This window comes from Lysobacter enzymogenes, from assembly GCF_017168095.1.
Lineage (GTDB): Bacteria > Pseudomonadota > Gammaproteobacteria > Xanthomonadales > Xanthomonadaceae > Lysobacter > Lysobacter enzymogenes_D.
On record NZ_LXSD01000299.1, the window covers coordinates 1 to 17,500 of the forward strand.

Sequence of the window (17,500 nt, forward strand, 5' to 3'; positions counted from 1 at the left end):
CGGCGCGCGGCTGGGCCGCGTCCGGGTTGGCCGCGGCGGTCTGGCCGGCTCGGCGCTGCTGGGCGGCGCGGCGCTGTTCCTCGGCGGCTTCGGTCGCGGCCAGCTCGGCGTCGCTCATTTCCACTTCGCGGCCGGGCAGCAGGGTGTAGAAGTCGTATTCCGGGCCGTCCTTGGGCTTGCCGCCCTTGTCCGGCTTGCCGGCCTTGGCCTGGGCGGTTTCGCTGCGGGCCGGCCTGGCGCTGCCTTCCGGCGCCACCGATTCCTCGTCGGCGCTGACCGCGGCGGGCTGCGCGTCGGGATTGGGCTGCGGGCGGAAGAAGCCGTCGCCCTTGCCGTCGGTCTTGAAATACTTGGGGACCACCAGGATCAGCACGACCCCGAGCAGCAGCCCGAGCACGCCCCAGGCCCAGCCGGGCAGGCCGTCGTTGCTCTGGTGGTTGCGCTTGGCCTGCGATTTGCCGCGTCGTGCTGCCACTTACATCACCTCCGGGGCATGGATCCCCAACAGTTCCAGACCGTTCGCCAGGACCTGGCGGGTCGCCATCGCCAGCACCAGGCGCGCGTGGCGCTGGGCGGCGTCGTCGACCAGGAACTGGTGATCGTTGTAATACGTCTGGAAGGCCTGCGCCAACTCCAGCAGATACGCGGCGGTCTGATGCGGCTCCAGGTCGCGGCCGGCGGCGGCGACCACGTCGGGGTAGCGCAGGATCGTCACGATCAGCTCGTGCGCGGCGACGTCGTTCAGGTCCAGCGGCTGGGCCAGGCCGTCGGCCTGGTCGTAGGACAGGCCGCGTTCGCTCAGCTGGCGCATCAGGCCGTGCATGCGCGCATGCGAGACCTGCACGTAGTAGACCGGATTGTCCATCGACTGCGAGCGCGCCAGGTCGATGTCGAAGGTCAGCTGCGAATCGGGCTTGCGCGCGATCAGGAACCAGCGCACCGCGTCGCGGCCGGCCTCGTCGATGAGGTCGCGCAGGGTCAGGTAGCTGCCGGCGCGCTTGGACAGCTTCACTTCCTCGCCGCCGCGCATCACCGTGACCATCTGGTGCAGCACGTACTCCGGCCAGCCCTGCGGGATGCCGGCATCCAGCGCCTGCAGGCCGGCGCGCACGCGTGCCAGCGAGCCGTGGTGGTCGGAGCCCAGCTCGGTGATCGCGCGCAGGTAGCCGCGCTGCCACTTGCTCAGGTGATAGGCCACGTCCGGCACGAAGTAGGTGTAAGTGCCGTCGGACTTGCGCATCACCCGGTCTTTGTCGTCGCCGAAGTCGGTCGAGCGCAGCCACAGCGCGCCGCCTTCTTCGTAGGTGTGGCCGTGGGCGATCAGCTCGCGCACGGTCTCCTCGACCTTGTCGGTTGCGTACAGCGAGCTTTCCAGGAAGTACACGTCGAAGCCGACGCCGAACGCGGCCAGGTCTTCGTTCTGCTCGCGGCGCAGGCTGGCCACGGCGAACTGGCGGATCGCGTCGAGGTCGTCGATGTCGCCCTTGCCGACGACGCGGTGGCCTTCGAATTCGACCGTGGCGCGGTCGAGGTAGGCGCGCGCCACGTCGGCGATGTAATCGCCGTTGTAGGCGCTTTCCGGCCAGCCTTCGTCGCCGGGCTTGAGCCCGCGCGCGCGCGCCTGCACCGACAGCGCCAGGTTGTTGATCTGCACGCCGGCGTCGTTGTAGTAGAACTCGCGCGCCACGTCCCAGCCGTTGGCGTCGAGCACGCGGGCGATGCAGTCGCCGATCACGCCGGCGCGGCCGTGGCCGACGTGCAGCGGGCCGGTCGGGTTGGCCGAGACGAACTCGACGCCGGCGCGGCGGCCGGCGCCGCTGTCGTTGCGGCCGTAGCGCGCGCCCTGCGCGAACACCTCGCCGATCTGGCGACGCCAGGCGGCCTCGTCGATGTGGAAGTTGATGAAGCCCGGGCCGGCGATCTCGACCTTGCCGATGTCGGCGTCGGCCGGCAGCGCGTCGACCAGCTTCTGCGCCAGTTCGCGCGGATTGGCGCGCGCCGGCTTGGCCAGCAGCATCGCGGCGTTGGTCGAGAAATCGCCCTGGCCGCGGTTCTTCGGACGTTCGATCACGAAGTCGGGCGTGGACAGGTCGGCCGGCACGGTGCCGGCGGCGCGCAGCGCGTCGATGGCCTGCGCGACCAGAGCGTGGAGGGTGGTTTTCACGGGAGATGCGCTTTCGCGGGGCGTTGCGGAACCGCGCATTTTACTCGCTTCCGCGCCCGCTGGGCGGCCGGAGAGCGAGGAGATAGCGGCTAGAAGTTAGTAGATAGTGAACGGCGACGACGCCCCCGCATCCACTACCTCCTATCTCCTATCTCCTATCTCCTATCTCCTATCTCCTATCTCCTATCTCCTGCCTCCTACCCGCCATTCCCTCCTCTCACACCCACCCCCGCTGCGCCATCGACACCGGCTTGCCGTCGCCGATGACGAAATGATCGAGCAGGCGCACGTCGATCAGCGCCAGCGCCTGCTTGAGCCGCTGGGTCACGGCGCGGTCGGCCGGGCTGGGCTCGGCGTTGCCGCTGGGGTGGTTGTGGCCGACGATCACCGCCGCGGCGTTGCGCTGCAGCGCCTGGCGCACGACCACGCGCGGGTGGACCTCGGCGCCGTCGACGCTGCCCTGGAACAGCTCCTCGTAGGCGATCACGCCGTGGCGGCTGTTGAGGAACATCGCCGCGAACACCTCGTGCGGGCGGCCGCGCAGTTTCCGCGCCAGATAGCGCCCGGCCGAGGGCGGATCGGTGAAGGCGCTGCCGCGTTCGAGTTCGGCCATCTGGCTGCGCGCGGCCAGTTCCAGCGCGGCCTTGAGCGCGCAGGCGCGAGCCTGGCCGATGCCGCGCATGCGCAGCAGCTTGGCCGGCGGTTGCTCGAGCAGGCTCGCCAGCGGGCCGTGTTCGGCCAGCAGGCGGCGCGCGGTGCCGACCGCGTCGTGGCCGCGCACGCCCGAGCCGAGGATCAGCGCCAGCAATTCGGCGTCCGACAGCGTGGTGGCGCCGCGGGCGAGGAGTTTTTCGCGCGGCCGTTCCGCGCTGGGCCATTCTTGGATTCGCATGGACGCATCCTGCCCAGGCCGGCCGCGAACGCGTGATCGGGGCGTCGCGGCCCATCGGGTAAGCTATCGGCCCGGGCGGAGGTAGGAAAACGCCGGGCCGCCGCGGCGGCCGGAACGAGCTGCCCCGCATGCATGACGAAGACCCCCAGCGAGCCCCGCCGAACATGGCGCAAGACCCCTCTTTGCCGCTGCACGCCCAACGCATCCTGCTGTGCGTCTGCGGCGGCATCGCCGCTTACAAGGCCGCCGACCTGGTGCGCCGACTGCAGGACGCCGGCGCCCAGGTGCGCGTGGCGATGACCGAAAACGCCACCCGCTTCGTCGGCCCGGCGACCTTCCAGGCGCTGTCCGGCCAGCCGGTGCGGACCTCGCTGTGGGACGAGGCCGCCGAGCTGGCGATGGGCCACATCGAACTGGCGCGCTGGGCGCAGCGGATCCTGATCGCGCCGGCCACCGCCGACATGATCGCCAAGCTCGCCCACGGCTTCGCCGACGACCTCATCAGCACCCTGTGCCTGGCCTCCGAGGCGCCGGTGACGATCGCCCCGGCGATGAACCACCGCATGTGGGGCCATCCGGCCACCCAGGCCAACGTCGCCACCCTGCGCGGCCGCGGCGTGGGCTTCCTCGGCCCCGGCGAGGGCCGCATGGCCGAGCCCGAATCCGGCCCCGGCCGCCTGCTGGAACCGCACGAGATCGTCTCGGCGTTGGCGCAACGGGCCCAGGAGCCGCGCGCATGAGCGCCGCCGACCTGTCCGGCCGCCGCATCGTGGTCAGCGCCGGCCCGACCTTCGAAGACATCGACCCGGTCCGTTTCATCGGCAACCGCAGCAGCGGCAAGATGGGCTTCGCCATCGCCGAAGCCGCCGCGCGTCGCGGCGCCCAGGTGGTGCTGGTGGCCGGCCCGGTCTCGCTGCCGACCCCGCCCGGCCTGCTCCAGCGCGTGGACGTGCGCTCGGCCCGGCAGATGCGCGAGGCGGTGATCGCCCAGCTGCCGGCCGACGTCTACATCGGCGCGGCCGCGGTCGCCGACTACGCGCCGGCCGAAATCGCCCCGGGCAAGATCAAGAAGAAGGACGAGCAGCTGACCCTGGCGCTGGTGCGCACGCCCGACATCCTGGCCGAGGTCGCCGTGCACGAACGCCGCCCGACCGTGGTGGTCGGCTTCGCCGCCGAGACCCACGACGTGGAGTTCTACGCGCGCGGCAAGCTCGAGAAGAAGAAGGTCGACATGATCGCCGCCAACCGCGTCGGCGTGTCCGGCAGCGGCTTCGAGAGCGACGACAACGCGCTGAACGTGTACTGGCTCGACGGCGAACGCGCGCTCGGGCCGGCGCCGAAGACCGCGCTGGCCGACCAGTTGCTGGATCTGATCCTGGCGCGCTGGCCGGCCTGAGCCGCGGCGCGCCGTCCCGGCCGGCGGCGCCTGGCGCCGCCGGCCTTTCGTTTTGGAAGAGCGCATGCACCACACCCTGGAACTGAAGATCCTCGACCCGCGTTTCGGCAACGAATGGCCGCTGCCGGCCTACGCCACCCCGGCCAGCGCCGGCCTGGACCTGCGCGCGGCGCTGGAGCAGGCGCTGACGCTGCAGCCCGGCGACGCCGCGTTGCTGCCGTCGGGCCTGGCGGTGCACGTCGGCGATCCGGCGATGTGCGCGGTGGTGCTGCCGCGCTCCGGCCTGGGCCACAAGCACGGCATCGTGCTCGGCAACGGCACCGGCCTGATCGACGCCGATTACCAGGGCCCGCTGCTGATCAGCGTGTGGAACCGCGGCCGCGAGGCTTATACGATCCAGCCGGGCGACCGGGTCGCGCAGCTGGTGGTGTTGCCGATCGTGCGCGCCAGCCTGCAGGTGGTCGAACAGTTCCAGGCCAGCGAACGCGGCGAGGGCGGCTTCGGCCACACCGGCGTACGCTGAGCGCGGCCGCGCGGCCCCGGGGGAGGGCGCGCTGGCACGTATCGTGCTTGTAGTTTGCGGAGCGCGCGGGCGGATGCGACGGACCGCGGTCGCGCCGCGCATCCGGCGCGGCGAGGCGCAGTCGACGGACGCGGCCGGACGAAGCGGGCAGACTGCGGGGGCCCGCGCCCGGCGCGCGGGACAGGACACTTTGAGGGGATGTTGCCGGTTATGGTCGATGTGAAGCTGGAAAAGCCGCAGATCTCCGCGGCGCAACTCAGGCCCGCGCTGCTGCCGATCGCGGCGCTGTGCGGCGTGCTGGCGCTGTGGATGGCCTGGGCCGGGGTGCAGCAGCACCTGGACGCCTCGCGCCGCGCCGAACTGATCCAGGTGCGCGACGCGGCGGTCAGCAACGCCCACAACGCGCTCGGCGTCGAGCACAAGCGCCTGCGCGACCGCCTGGCGGCCGCGCCGATGCAGGCCGCGCTGCAGGCCGGCGACTTCAAGGCCGCCAGCGCCGAACTCGGCAAGGACTGGCCCGGCGCCAGCCACGGCGAGGTGCTGCCGGCCGATCTGGCCGCCGAATACGCGGCCCTGCCCAAGAGCGGCTACGGCCGGCTCGGCGCGATGGAAGCGGCGATCGTCGCCGACAAGCCGATGGCGGCGATCGTGCGCGACGGCGGCAAGCCGGTGCTGGCGCTGGCCGCGCCGGCGCGCGCCGGCGATCAATTGGTCGGCGTGGCCTACGTGCAGTTGCCGCTGCAGCGGGTCAGCCAGGGCGTGGAACAGGCCGACATCGGCGACAGCAGCTACCTGGCGCTGCGCCAGGGCGGCTTCAGCGCGATCGAACGCGGCGACGCCGCGCTCAACAACGGCGCCGAGGCGATGGCCGCGGCGATCCCCGGCAGCGACCTGCGCGTGGCCGCGGCGGTGCCCGACATCGCCGGCGGCCCGCTCGGCCTGGGCGCGCTGCCGTGCTTCATCGCCGCGGTGGTGCTGGCGCTGCTGGCCTTCGTGCTGGCGCGGCTGCGCCAGCGGCTGGGCCGCAGCAGCGGTCCGGTCGAGGAGGAAGGTCCGGTTCAGACGCTGGCTGAGACCATGAGCGCTCCTGTTGCCGATGCGAATGCAATAAACGTGAGCGATAACACTCTTGAAGCCGCGCCGCGGCCGCTGGCCGTGGACAACGGCATCTTCCGCGCCTACGACATCCGCGGCGTGGTCGGCCAGAGCCTGGATCCGGGCATCGCCGAGCTGATCGGCCATGCCATCGGTTCGGTCATGCACGACCAGGGCCTGAGCGAAATCGTGGTCGGCCGCGACGGCCGCCTGTCCGGCCCGAGCCTGATGGAAGGCCTGATCGCCGGCCTGCGCAAGGCCGGCCGCAACGTCGTCGACATCGGCATGGCGCCGACCCCGGTCACCTACTTCGGCGCCTATCACCTGCGCGCCGGTTCCTGCGTGTCGCTGACCGGCAGCCACAACCCGCCGGACTACAACGGTTTCAAGATCGTGGTCGGCGGCGAAACCCTGTCGGGCGACGCCATCACCGATCTCTACCGCCGCATCGTCGGCGGCCGCCTGCACACCGCGGCCGAGCCGGGCACGCTGGCCGAGCGCGACATCTCCGAGGACTACGTCCAGCGCATCGCCTCCGACATTCAGATCGACCGCCCGCTCAAGGTCGTGGTCGACGCCGGCAACGGCGTGGCCGGCGACATCGGCCCGCGCGTGCTGGCCGCGATCGGCGCCGAGGTGACCCCGCTGTACTGCGAGATCGACGGCGAATTCCCCAATCACCATCCGGATCCGAGCGAGCCGCACAACCTGGTCGACCTGATCAAGATGGTGCAGCGCCTGGACGCCGACCTGGGCATCGCCTTCGACGGCGACGGCGACCGCCTCGGCGTGGTCACCCGCGACGGCCAGAACATCTTCCCCGACCGCCTGCTGATGCTGTTCGCCGCCGACGTGCTCGAACGCAACCCGGGCGCGATGATCATCTACGACGTCAAGTGCACCGGCCGCCTGCCGGGCCACATCCTGCGCCACGGCGGCAGCCCGCTGATGTGGAAGACCGGCCACTCGCTGATCAAGGCCAAGATGCGCGAGACCGACGCCGAGCTGGCCGGCGAGATGAGCGGCCACTTCTTCTTCAAGGAGCGCTGGTACGGCTTCGACGACGGCATCTACTCGGCCGCGCGCCTGCTCGAGATCCTGGCCGCGCAGGCCGACACGCCGACCCGCACCCTCAACGAGCTGCCCAACGGCGTGGCCACCCCGGAGATCAAGGTCGACGCGCCCGACGGCGACCCGCACAGCTTCGTCGAGCGCTTCCGCAACGAGGCCTCGTTCGAGGGCGCGCGCCTGTCGACCATCGACGGCCTGCGTGTGGACTTCCCCGACGGCTGGGGCCTGGTGCGCGCGTCCAACACCACGCCGATCCTGGTGATGCGCTTCGACGCCGACAACCAGGCGGCGATGGAGCGCATCCAGGGGCTGTTCCGCGCCCAGTTGCACGCGATCAAGCCGGATCTGGCGCTGCCGTTCTGACCGGCGCGCGCCGGCTGCGGCCGGCGCGGCCTGGGGCGACAACGAAAAACGCCGCGGGCAGCCGCGGCGTTTTTGGTTTGAGAGCCTCGGCCTCGGCCTCGGCCTCGGCGCCGGTCCCGGCCCTTGCGCCGCGCTCAGCCGCCGGCGGCGTTCTTGGCCTTGAGCGCGTTGTAGCGCTCCAGCGCGGTGGCCAGGTCCTGGTCGGCGAGGCTGCGTTCGAGCACCTGCTGCTTGAGCACGTCCTGCTGGTGCAGCAGTTCGTCGTGCTGGCCGCGGATGTTCTCGGCCAGGCCCGAGCCGACCGGCTTGCCGTTGAGTTCGGCCTCGCCGGCCTTGCGCAGCAGGCTCAGCACGGTCTGGCGGCGGCCTTCGATGCCCAACTGCGAGGCCTTGACCGTCTCGTCCAGCAGCACGATCCGCTCCTGGAACGATTTGCGCAGGTCTTCCTCGGTGGCGTAGGACTCGGCCATGGCGCGGTCGCGGCGCTTCTGCGCCTCGGCCGCCATCGCCGCGCTGCGCGCCGCGCGCGCGGCCTGCTCGGCGGCGGCGCGTTCCTCCGCGCTCAGCGCGCGGTCGACCTGGGCCGTGGCCATGCCGCTCTTGGCGCTGATCTCGGTGCGGGCGCTGTCGACCGCGTGCGCCGGCAGCGCGTCGCCACAGACCTTGCGGCCGCCTTCGTTCCAGCAATACAGCTTCTTCTTCGACGCGTCCTGGGCGGAGGCGAGCGGCGCGGCCAGCGCCAGCAGCGCGGCGCCGGCGATCAGGGTGTGGATGGCTTTCATGTCGCGTTCCCGCCTTCGGGGGCTGTCTGTCGGCAAGGCGTGACGCAAGAGTCGGGCCACGGCGGAAAAATTACCTGTGACCGAGTTCTCAGTTCAAGCCCGCGCGTCCGGCCCGCGACCGGGCCGGAGCGCGCGCGGCTCAGGCCTGGCGGCCGTAAGCGGCGCGGTAGGCCAGCAGGCGCTCGCGCTGGGCCGCGAACTCGGCGCTGGCGCCGGTGAAGGCGAGCAGATCGTCGAGGCCGGCGATCGCCACGACCGGCAGGCCGTGTTCGATTGCGACAGTTTCTGCCGCCGAGCGTCGGGATTGTGCAGGGTCCACGGCTTCCTGCCGGTCCAGGGCGATGACGATGCCGGCGACCGTGCCGCCGGCCTCGGCGATCAGCCCGAGCGCTTCGCGGATCGCGGTGCCGGCGGTGATCACGTCGTCGACGATCAGCGCCCGCCGCCCGGCCAGCGGCGCGCCGATCAGCATCCCGCCTTCGCCGTGGCCCTTGGCTTCCTTGCGGTTGAACGCCAGCGGCAGGTCGCGGCCGCGGCGCGCGTACTCGCAGCCCAGCGCGGTGGCCAGCGGGATGCCCTTGTAGGCCGGGCCGAACAGCAGGTCGAAGTCCAGGCCGTGGGCCTGGATCGCATCGGCGTAGCACCCGGCCAGTTCGGCCAGCGCGGCGCCGGAGTCGAAGCGCCCGGCATTGAAGAAATACGGACTGACCCGCCCGGACTTGAGGGTGAATTCGCCGAAGCGCAGGGCGTCGGCCGTCAGGGCCAGTTGCAGGAAGCGGGTGCGGTGGTCGGTCATGGCGCGGTCGCAGTGGGGGAAGGGGAGGGCGCGGCGGCCAGGCGGTACAGCATCAGGTGCTGCGGCCCGGCCGAGCCGCCGTGGTACAGCTCGCCGGTGTCGTGGAAGCCGGCCTTGAGGTAGGCGGCGATGGCCGCCCGGTTGCGCACGTTGACCGTCAGCGCCAGCAGGCGCCGCTGCGGGTAGCGCCGGCGCAGGTCGTCGATGCAGGCGCGCATGGCCGCGGTGCCGTAGCCGCGGCCTTGCTCGCGACGGTCGATCGCATACGCGCGCAGGCCCACGCTGGGCTCGCCCAGGGCCCGGCCGGCGATGGCGTCGACGCTGAAATCCAGGCGGTAGAAGCCGACCACACGTTCGCCGGCCAGCACCGCCATGGCTTCGCTGTTGGGGTCCAGGCGGGTCTGCTCCAGGTTGTAGGCGGTGTCGCCGACGAACTGCAACTGTTCCGGCGCGACCTGCAGCATGCGCACGGCCGGGGCCAGCATCGGCGAGACCACGCCGACGCGCACCTCGGGCGGCGCGGGCCGCTCGCCCGCGGCGGCGGCGATATCGGTGTCCAGGGTCATGCGCGGCATGATACCCGCGCCCGGCCGGTTGCTATGATCGTGCGCACTTCCTGCCCCGGAACGCGCATGCGCATCATCAGTTTCAACGCCAACGGCCTGCGTTCGGCCACGACCAAAGGCTTTTTCGACTGGTTCAAGACCCAGAACGCCGACGTGCTGTGCGTGCAGGAGACCAAGGCCCAGGAGCACCAGCTCAGCGGCCCGGAATTCCTGCCCGACGGCTACCGCGCGTTCTTCCGCGACGCGATCACCAAGAAGGGCTACAGCGGCGTGGCGATCTACGCCAGGCGCGAGCCCGACGAGGTCCGCACCGCGCTGGGCTGGGCCCCGTTCGACGACGAGGGCCGCTACATCGAGGCGCGCTTCGGCAACCTCAGCGTGGTCTCGTTCTACATCCCCTCCGGCTCGTCCGGCGACCTGCGCCAGGGCTTCAAGTTCGAAGTCATGCAGTGGCTGAAACCCATTCTCGACGAGTGGCTGGCCAGCGGCCGCGACTACGTCCTGTGCGGCGACTGGAACATCGTGCGCAGCCGCCTGGACATCAAGAACTGGACCAGCAACCAGAAGAACTCCGGCTGCCTGCCGCCCGAGCGCGACTGGCTCAACGGCGTGTGCGCCGACGACAGCGGCTGGGTCGACGCCTACCGCGCGCTCAACGCCGAAGGCCAGGACTACACCTGGTGGAGCAACCGCGGCGCCGCGCGCGCCAACGACGTGGGCTGGCGCATCGACTACCAGTTCGCCACCCCGAGCCTGCGCGCCAAGTTGCGCGGCTGCTCGATCCTGAAAGACCCGCGCTTCTCCGACCACGCGCCGTTCACGGTCGACTATGACCTCTGAGGCCGGCGCCTCCGACGAGCCGGCCGCCGCGCCGGCCCGCCCGGTCAAGAAGGGCTGGCGGCTGGTGTTGAGCAACCTGGGCCAGCCCAAGGTGCTGACCATGCTGCTGCTCGGCTTCAGTTCGGGCATCCCGATCTACCTGGTCGGCAACACGCTCGGCTACTGGATGCGCGAGAACGGCATCGAGCTGAGCATGATCGGCTTCCTGTCCTGGGTCGGCCTGGCGTACTCGCTGAAATTCGTCTGGGCGCCGCTGGTCGACAAGATCGACGCGCCGCTGCTGGGCCGCTGGCTCGGCCGCCGCCGCGGCTGGATGCTGCTGTCGCAGTTCGTCGCCGCCGCGGCGCTGGTCGGCATGGCCCTGGTCGAACCGCGCCAGGGCCAGTTGCTGCTCGGCGGCGTCGCGCTCGATCAGCTGACCGTGTTCGGCGCGCTGGCGCTGGTGGTGGCGTTCGCTTCGGCGACCCAGGACATCGTCATCGACGCCTGGCGCATCGAAAGCGCCGACAACGGCGAGCAGCAGGGGCTGCTGACCTCGACCTCCACCTTGGGCTATCGCGGCGCGCTGCTCGTCACCGACTCGCTGATCCTGATCCTGGCCGCGCACGCGGGCTGGCAGCTGTCCTACGAACTCATGGCGCTGCTGCTCGGCGTCGGCGTGGTCGCCACGCTGCGCGCGCGCGAGCCGCGCGCCAGCGCGATCGCCCAGGCCGCGCCGCACCCGGCGCTGTTCACCGCGCGCGGCCTGTTCGACGCGGTGATCGGCCCGTTCGTCGCGTTCTTCCGCCAGCACGGGCGCATGGCCCTGCTGATCCTGCTGGCGATCAGCCTGTACCGGCTGCCGGATTTCCTGCTCGGGCCGATGGCCAACCCGTTCTACGCCGACCTGAAGATGGACAAGGAAACCGTCGGCGCGGTGCGCGGCTCGTTCGGCCTGGTCGCGACCATCGCCGGCGTCGCCGCGGCCGGCCTGACCGCGGTGCGCTTCGGCTTCATCCCGACCCTGATCGCCGGCGCCGTGCTCGGCCCGGCCTCCAACCTCGCCTTCGCCTACCTGGCCCTGCACGGCAGCGACCCGACCGTGTTCACCGCGGCGATGGTCATCGACAACTTCTGCAACGGCTACGCCGGCGTGGCCCTGGTCGGCTACATGTCGAGCCTGACCAACATCGGCTACACCGCCACCCAGTACGCCCTGTTGAGTTCGTTCTACGCGCTGCTCGGCAAGCTGCTCAAGGGCCTGTCCGGCGTCGCGGTGACCGAGCTGGCGGCCGGCCGCACCCTGCTGGAAGGCTATGCGCTGTTCTTCGTCGGCACCGCCCTGGTCGGCCTGCCGGCGGTGGTGCTGTGCATCGCCTTGGCGCTGCGCCGGCCGGCAGCTGTGGACCCGTCGAGAACCTGACTTCGTTACTGAACGGGCGCGCTGAAAACGTGCCCGTCAAGCCGTGTTGCTGAACGCGGTTTCGCCAATTTTGTGTTGCGCTGCGCAGGCTTGGGTGGCAACGTCGCACGCAGTGACCGACATCATCCTGCACAACCTGGACCCCGTACTCTCCGACCGGCTGCGCCGGGTGGCGGAGCTGCGCGGCTGGAGCCTGCAGCGCACCGCCCTGCACCTGATCGAGACCGGCCTGTTCTCGGTCGAGGCCGAAATGGCCGGCCGGTTCGAGGCTCAGGACAATCGCGCCCTGCAGGAGGCGATCGCGGCGCTGGAAGGCATTCCCAGCGACCCCGGCTTCGCCATGATCGGCCGCGCCGAGCCCAAGGAGGCCCCGGCCCCGCGTTCGGCCGGCCCCGACCTCAGCGGCCTGGAACTGCTGGAAGAATTCCGCCCGAACCGCGAAGGCTGACGCCCGGCCGGTCGCCAGCTCCCTGCAGGAGCGGCGCAAGCCGCGACCGCGCCAATCCGAACCACGGCGCCACCTTCTGGAGCCCGGTTCGTCCAGTACCTCCGTCGCGCCCTCGCAAATCCTCGGCCGCGGACTGCCCGCGTCGCGGCTCGCGCCGCTCCTACAGGGGCTTTCGGCCGGTTCACTCAGGCCGCCGGATGCACCGTCCCCAGCACCCGCAACCCGCGCGCGCCGGTCACGCTGGGCAGGTTCCCCGGCAACCCGGCCAAGGTCTGCCGCGCCAGCCAGGCGAAGCCCATCGCCTCGACGAAATCCGGATCCAGGCCGTAGGCCGCGGTCGACTCCACCGTCGCCTGCGGCAGCAGCGCCGCCAGCCGCGCCAGCAGCGCGCCGTTGCGCACTCCGCCGCCGCAGGCCAGCACCCGCCGGGTCGCCGGCTGCTGCGCGCGCAGCGCCTGGGCGATGGTGACCGCGCTGAGTTCCAGCAAGGTCGCCTGCACGTCCTGCGGCCGCTCGCCGCCGCCCAGGCGCGCGTCGACCCAGTCCAGGTGGAACTGCTCGCGCCCGGTGCTCTTGGGCGGCGCCAGCGCGAACCACGGCTCGTCCAGCAGGCGCGCCAGCAGCGCCGCATCGACCCGGCCCTGCGCGGCGAACGCGCCGTCGGCGTCGAAGGCCTGGCCCAGGTGGCGCAGCGCCCAGGCGTCCATCAGGCAGTTGGCCGGGCCGGTGTCGAAACCGCGCACCTCGCCGCGCGCCGGCAGCAGGGTGAAATTGGCGATCCCGCCAAGATTGAGCGCGGCGCGGTCTTCCTCGGCCGAGCCCAGCAGCGCGGCGTGGAAGGCCGGCATCAGCGGCGCCCCGTGGCCGCCGGCGGCGACATCGCGGCGGCGGAAATCGGCGACCGTGGCGATGCCGCTGCGCTCGGCGATCACCGCGCCGTCGCCGATCTGCCAGGTGAAGGGATGGCGGCCGTCGAACCCCGCGCCGCCCGGGCGATGGCGCACGGTCTGGCCGTGCGAGCCGATCGCCGCGACCTCGGCGGCGGCGACGCCGGCCTCGTCGAGCAGGGCGCGCGCGGCCTCGGCGAAGGCCTCGGCGGTCTGGATATCGAGCGTGCCCAATTCCTCCAGCGAGCGCGCATCGCCGCCCTGGCCGAGCGCGACCAGCCGCTCGCGCAGCGCCGCGTCCCAGGCGTAGGTGCGGCCGAGCACCAGCTCGCAGCGGGTCGGCGCGGCGCCGGCCTCGAAACGCACCAGCGCGGCGTCGATGCCGTCGGCGCTGGTGCCGGAGATGAGCCCCAGGAACAAGCCTGCGCAAGGGGCGGGAGCGTCGCTCATGATTCGATCCTGTCGGCGCGCGCGGCGCCGGTCGTGTGCACAGGTTCGCGTCGCCGTCGATTACGCGGCGAACGCACTGCCGCGCAGCATCCCGGCATTCGCCCAAAAAACAAAGGGCCCCGCAGGGCCCTGTTGTCGCGACCAGGTCGCCGAGACGATCGCGCCGCTCAGCCGCGCGAGGTCTTTTTCTTCTTGCTCTTGGCCACCGCGACCGTCTTGGCAGTCGCCGCCGCCGCGACCGCCGGCGCCGCGCCCGGCGCCGGGCCGGCATCGGCGTAGATGATGTTCTCGACCTGGCGGATCCGCCCCAGCGCCACCGCGGTCTGCTGGCGGAACTGCGCCAGCGCCACGCCGCTGAGCGGCTCCGGCGGCGGCATGGTGATCGACAGCGGGTTGCGGTGCACGCCGTTGACCCGGAATTCGTAATGCAGGTGCGGACCGGTCGCCAGGCCCGATGCGCCGACGTAGCCGATCACCGTGCCCTGCGGAATGCGCTGGCCCGGCTTGATCTTGCTGAAGTTCGACATGTGCCCGTACAGCGTGGTGTAGCCGCGGCCGTGGTCGAGGATCACCGCGCGGCCGTAGCCGCCCTTCCAGCCGACGAACTGCACGCGCGCATCGCCGGCGGCCATGATCGGGGTGCCGGTGCCGGCCGCGTAATCGACGCCGGCGTGCATGCGGATGCTGCCCAGCACCGGATGGCGGCGGCTGCCGAACCCGGAGGTCAGGCGCGCATACGGAATCGGCATGCGGATGAAGCTCTTCTTCAGCGGACGGCCGTCGCCGGTGAAGTACTCGGGCTTGCCGCCGCGGTCGAAGCGGAAGCCGGTGTGCAGCTTGCCGTCGCTGGTGAAGGTCGCCGCCAGGATCGGGCCGGTGCTGATCAGCTCGCCCTCGCGCCAGGTCTGCTCGACCACCACGCTGAAGCGGTCGTCGCCGCCGACGTCCTCGTTGAAGTCGATGTCGTACTTGAAGATCTCGTCGGTCAGCGTGTTGATGTTGGCCGGCGTCAGCCCGACCTTGCGCGCCGAACGGAACAGCGACTTGCCGACCTTGCCGCTGAGCACCACGGTGCGGACCTGGCTCGGGCGGGCGATGACCTTCTTGTCGGTGACCTTGTCGCCGGCGATGCTCAGCTCGACCCGGTGGCTCTCGTCCTGGTCGTAGCGGAACGTGCGCAGCGAGCCGTTGACCGGGATGTCGAAGCCCAGCTCGGCGCCCGGCTTCATCCGCATCAGCGCTTCGCGCGCGCCGGGCTGCTCGAGGATCTGGCTCATGGTGGACTTGGGAATGTCCATGTCCTTGAACACCGAGCCCAGGGTCTGGCCGCGGTTGACCCGCACCAGCTGCCAGCTGTCGCCGGTCTCGCCCTTGAGCCGGGCCAGGGTCAGCGGCGGCAGCGCCAGCGCCAGCGACTGGCGCGGCTCGTGCGCGCGCACCGAGGCGGTGGACTGGCTGAAACCGGGAATGACCGCGGCGACCATCATGCCCAGAGTCGCGAACAGGCCGGCCTGGACCCACTGGCGCCCGCTCCAGCGGCCGTTGAAGCCGTCGGACAGATGGCGCGCCAGCACCTTCCGTTTCAGTGCCTTTTCCCGCAGGGCTTTCAGGCGTTCGCGTCGTTCGGCGCCCACACTGGAAGCCTGCTCGGGTACTGTCATGGAAGGAGTCCTCGGACGAGGTGTGAAGGCCACGTAGCGGCGTTACCATAGACACGCGAGCAGTACGCGTCAAACCCTTGTCCTGAATAGGGTTTTTCGCCACCAACTGGTACAGTTTCGTTTAACCCCCTATTAACCTGAATTCGTGATGCGGTTCGCAAAAACCGCTCGCGACCGTCCTGCGAGTCCGCCTGTGTCCACCTCCGTACAAGACGCCCTGGATCTGATCGCCCGCGGCGCCGACGAAATCATCAAGCTCGAAGAGCTCGAAGCCCGCCTGAAGCTCGGTCGCCCGCTGCGGATCAAGGCCGGTTTCGACCCGACCGCGCCCGACCTGCACCTGGGCCACACCGTGCTGCTCAACAAGATGCGCCAGTTCCAGGACCTGGGGCATCAGGTGATCTTCCTGATCGGCGACTTCACCGGGATGATCGGCGACCCCAGCGGCAAGAACGCGACCCGCAAGGCATTGACCCGCGAAGACGTGCTGGCCAACGCCGAGACCTACGCCGAGCAGGTGTTCAAGGTGCTCGACAAGTCGCGCACCGAGGTCCGCTTCAATTCCGAATGGTTCGGCCGGATGGGCGCGGCGGACATGATCCGGCTCGCGGCCCAGCACACGGTCGCGCGCATGCTCGAGCGCGACGACTTCGCCAAGCGCTACGCCGGCCAGCAGCCGATCGCGATCCACGAATTCCTGTATCCGCTGGTGCAGGGCTACGACTCGGTCGCGCTCGAGTGCGACGTCGAACTCGGCGGCACCGACCAGAAGTTCAACCTGCTGATGGGCCGCGGCCTGCAGGAGCACCACGGCCAGCCGCCGCAGATCGTGCTGACCATGCCGCTGCTGGAAGGCCTGGACGGCGTGGCCAAGATGTCCAAGTCGCTGGGCAACTACATCGGCATCAACGAGCCGGCGATCGATATCGTCACCAAGGCGATGAAGATCGACGACACGCTGATGTGGCGGTGGATCGATCTGCTCAGCTTCGAGATCTCCATCGCCGAGGCCGCGCGGCTGAAGCAGGAGATCGAAGCCGGCCAGCTCAACCCGCGCGACCTCAAGCTGCGCCTGGCGCGCGAGCTGGCGGCGCGGTTCCACGGCGCGGCCGCGGCGGAAACCGCGGTGGAGGGCTGGAATGCGGCGGTGCGCGGCGAGGGCGACCTGTCCTCGTTGCCGCTGACCGAGGTAACGGTGCCGGCCGAGGGCCTGCGCATCGCCGCCCTGCTGACCGCGGCCGGGCTGACGCCGAGCAACTCGGAGGCCAATCGCAAGCTCAAGGAGCGCGCGGTCAAGGTCGACGGGCAGGTAGTGGAGGACGCCCAACTGACGTTCGCCCCCGGCTTCGAAGGCGTACTGACCGTGGGCAAGCGCACCTTCGCCCGCGTCCGCCTGATTTCCGCCTGAACTCTCCGCTCAAAGCCCCTCTCCCGCCCGCGGGAGAGGGGTTGGGGTGAGGGCCGCAAGTCCACCCCGAGACTTTGCCGTTTCAGCCCCCTGAACCGCGTCTCGAAAAAATCCGCTCCAAACCCCGCAGACCCCCTTCCCAAGCCCCATTCATCTGCGCATAATGTGCGGCTCCCAACGACGCTTTGTTCGGTCTGCGGGACGCGCAATCAAGCGGTCTTCGAAACGTGTTGACGAATCGAAAACAGGCTGTAAGATGCGCGGCCCGGCAAGCGGTTGATGGCTTGCGGGGAGCGCGGAAAACAGCGGTTTCGGTGAGTGTTGACGAACTGAAACGAAGCTGTAAGATGCGCGGCCCGGACGACGGATGGTGAGGTCGGACGGAGCGCGGTACGGCAGGCGGTTTCGACGGGTGGTTGACGAAACGAAACGATGCTGTAAGATGCGCGGCCCGGTGAGACGGACGCTTCGGAAAACGAAGAGTTCGGACGAAACGGGAAGCAGCAGAAAGTTCGCGAACAGGTGTTGACGTTCACGAAAACTGCTGTATAGTGTGCGGCTCCCTCGGGCACTTCGGTGGCGAGGACGGAATCAGGCGCTGAGGCCGGTTCCCAGGATCTTTGACAGTGTGCGCAGGTGACTTGTGCGGGCGTCTGGCGAGTGGATGGTTGTCCATCTTGCAGACTCTCGTAACACAGTCCAAAGATTTGAAACAGCATGCAAATGCTATTTGAGTAATTGGCCTGGAGCGAAGTC

13 protein-coding genes and 2 pseudogenes are annotated in these 17,500 nt (G+C 70.4%); 7 read left to right on the forward strand and 8 right to left on the reverse strand.

The genetic code is table 11. The annotated features are described in order from the left end of the window. The 3 genes and pseudogenes from A7A76_RS09875 to radC form a co-directional block, all read right to left on the reverse strand. Window positions 1–475 (reverse strand): annotated as a pseudogene (locus A7A76_RS09875) (SPOR domain-containing protein); the annotation flags it as partial. Then, window positions 476–2,164 (reverse strand): arginine--tRNA ligase, encoded by a 1,689-nt coding sequence (argS, locus tag A7A76_RS09880; protein ID WP_206411051.1) that lies wholly within the window; start codon window positions 2,162–2,164, stop codon window positions 476–478. It lies immediately after the preceding pseudogene. Window positions 2,165–2,381: 217 nt separating this feature from the next. Beyond that, the gene (gene radC / locus A7A76_RS09885; protein WP_206411052.1) at window positions 2,382–3,056 is read right to left on the reverse strand and encodes a RadC family protein; all 675 of its coding nucleotides are present in this window, start codon (window positions 3,054–3,056) and stop codon (window positions 2,382–2,384) included. Between the two features lie 164 nt (window positions 3,057–3,220). On the opposite strand from radC, the pseudogene coaBC reads away from it, so the two are divergent. The 3 genes and pseudogenes from coaBC (at window position 3,221) to A7A76_RS09900 (ending at window position 7,504) form a co-directional block, all read left to right on the forward strand. Continuing rightward, a pseudogene (gene coaBC / locus A7A76_RS09890) lies at window positions 3,221–4,452 on the forward strand (bifunctional phosphopantothenoylcysteine decarboxylase/phosphopantothenate--cysteine ligase CoaBC). A 64-nt stretch (window positions 4,453–4,516) separates the two neighbouring features. Further along, on the forward strand, window positions 4,517–4,975 hold the full coding sequence (dut, locus tag A7A76_RS09895) for a dUTP diphosphatase (RefSeq protein WP_206411053.1): 459 nt from the start codon (window positions 4,517–4,519) through the stop codon (window positions 4,973–4,975). Between the two features lie 198 nt (window positions 4,976–5,173). Further along, window positions 5,174–7,504 carry a phosphomannomutase/phosphoglucomutase gene (locus tag A7A76_RS09900; RefSeq protein ID WP_241200847.1) on the forward strand — a complete coding sequence of 777 codons (2,331 nt, stop codon included), beginning with the start codon at window positions 5,174–5,176 and terminating at the stop codon, window positions 7,502–7,504. A 134-nt stretch (window positions 7,505–7,638) separates the two neighbouring features. Here the strand turns inward: A7A76_RS09900 and A7A76_RS09905 are convergent, their stop codons facing one another. The 3 genes from A7A76_RS09905 to A7A76_RS09915 form a co-directional block, all read right to left on the reverse strand. After that, window positions 7,639–8,286, reverse strand: a complete 648-nt coding sequence (locus A7A76_RS09905; RefSeq protein ID WP_206411054.1) for a hypothetical protein — start codon at window positions 8,284–8,286, stop codon at window positions 7,639–7,641. 139 nt (window positions 8,287–8,425) lie between these two features. Continuing rightward, on the reverse strand, window positions 8,426–9,082 hold the full coding sequence (gene pyrE, locus A7A76_RS09910; protein ID WP_206411055.1) for an orotate phosphoribosyltransferase: 657 nt from the start codon (window positions 9,080–9,082) through the stop codon (window positions 8,426–8,428). Then, window positions 9,079–9,648 (reverse strand): GNAT family N-acetyltransferase, encoded by a 570-nt coding sequence (locus tag A7A76_RS09915; protein WP_206411056.1) that lies wholly within the window; start codon window positions 9,646–9,648, stop codon window positions 9,079–9,081. Before A7A76_RS09915 ends, pyrE begins: the two co-directional genes overlap by 4 nt. A 66-nt stretch (window positions 9,649–9,714) precedes the next feature. Here A7A76_RS09915 and A7A76_RS09920 point away from each other — a divergent pair, with 66 nt between their 5' ends. The 3 genes from A7A76_RS09920 (at window position 9,715) to A7A76_RS09930 (ending at window position 12,338) form a co-directional block, all read left to right on the forward strand. After that, window positions 9,715–10,488, forward strand: a complete 774-nt coding sequence (locus A7A76_RS09920; protein WP_206411057.1) for an exodeoxyribonuclease III — start codon at window positions 9,715–9,717, stop codon at window positions 10,486–10,488. Then, on the forward strand, window positions 10,478–11,890 hold the full coding sequence (locus tag A7A76_RS09925) for an AmpG family muropeptide MFS transporter (RefSeq protein WP_206411058.1): 1,413 nt from the start codon (window positions 10,478–10,480) through the stop codon (window positions 11,888–11,890). The genes A7A76_RS09920 and A7A76_RS09925 overlap by 11 nt, the downstream gene beginning before the upstream one ends. A 112-nt stretch (window positions 11,891–12,002) precedes the next feature. After that, window positions 12,003–12,338, forward strand: a complete 336-nt coding sequence (locus tag A7A76_RS09930; protein ID WP_206411059.1) for a hypothetical protein — start codon at window positions 12,003–12,005, stop codon at window positions 12,336–12,338. Window positions 12,339–12,523: 185 nt separating this feature from the next. On the opposite strand, the gene A7A76_RS09935 is transcribed toward A7A76_RS09930, so the two are convergent. Both A7A76_RS09935 and A7A76_RS09940 read right to left on the reverse strand, forming a co-directional pair. Beyond that, window positions 12,524–13,675, reverse strand: coding sequence for an anhydro-N-acetylmuramic acid kinase (locus tag A7A76_RS09935; protein WP_206411060.1), 1,152 nt, complete (start codon window positions 13,673–13,675; stop codon window positions 12,524–12,526). A gap of 167 nt (window positions 13,676–13,842) precedes the next feature. Next, entirely contained in the window at window positions 13,843–15,336 is a 1,494-nt protein-coding gene (locus tag A7A76_RS09940) for a M23 family metallopeptidase (RefSeq protein ID WP_206411061.1), read from the reverse strand. A gap of 148 nt (window positions 15,337–15,484) precedes the next feature. On the opposite strand from A7A76_RS09940, the gene tyrS reads away from it, so the two are divergent. Then, window positions 15,485–16,744 carry a tyrosine--tRNA ligase gene (gene tyrS, locus A7A76_RS09945; RefSeq protein ID WP_206411062.1) on the forward strand — a complete coding sequence of 420 codons (1,260 nt, stop codon included), beginning with the start codon at window positions 15,485–15,487 and terminating at the stop codon, window positions 16,742–16,744. Window positions 16,745–17,500: the final 756 nt, after the last annotated feature.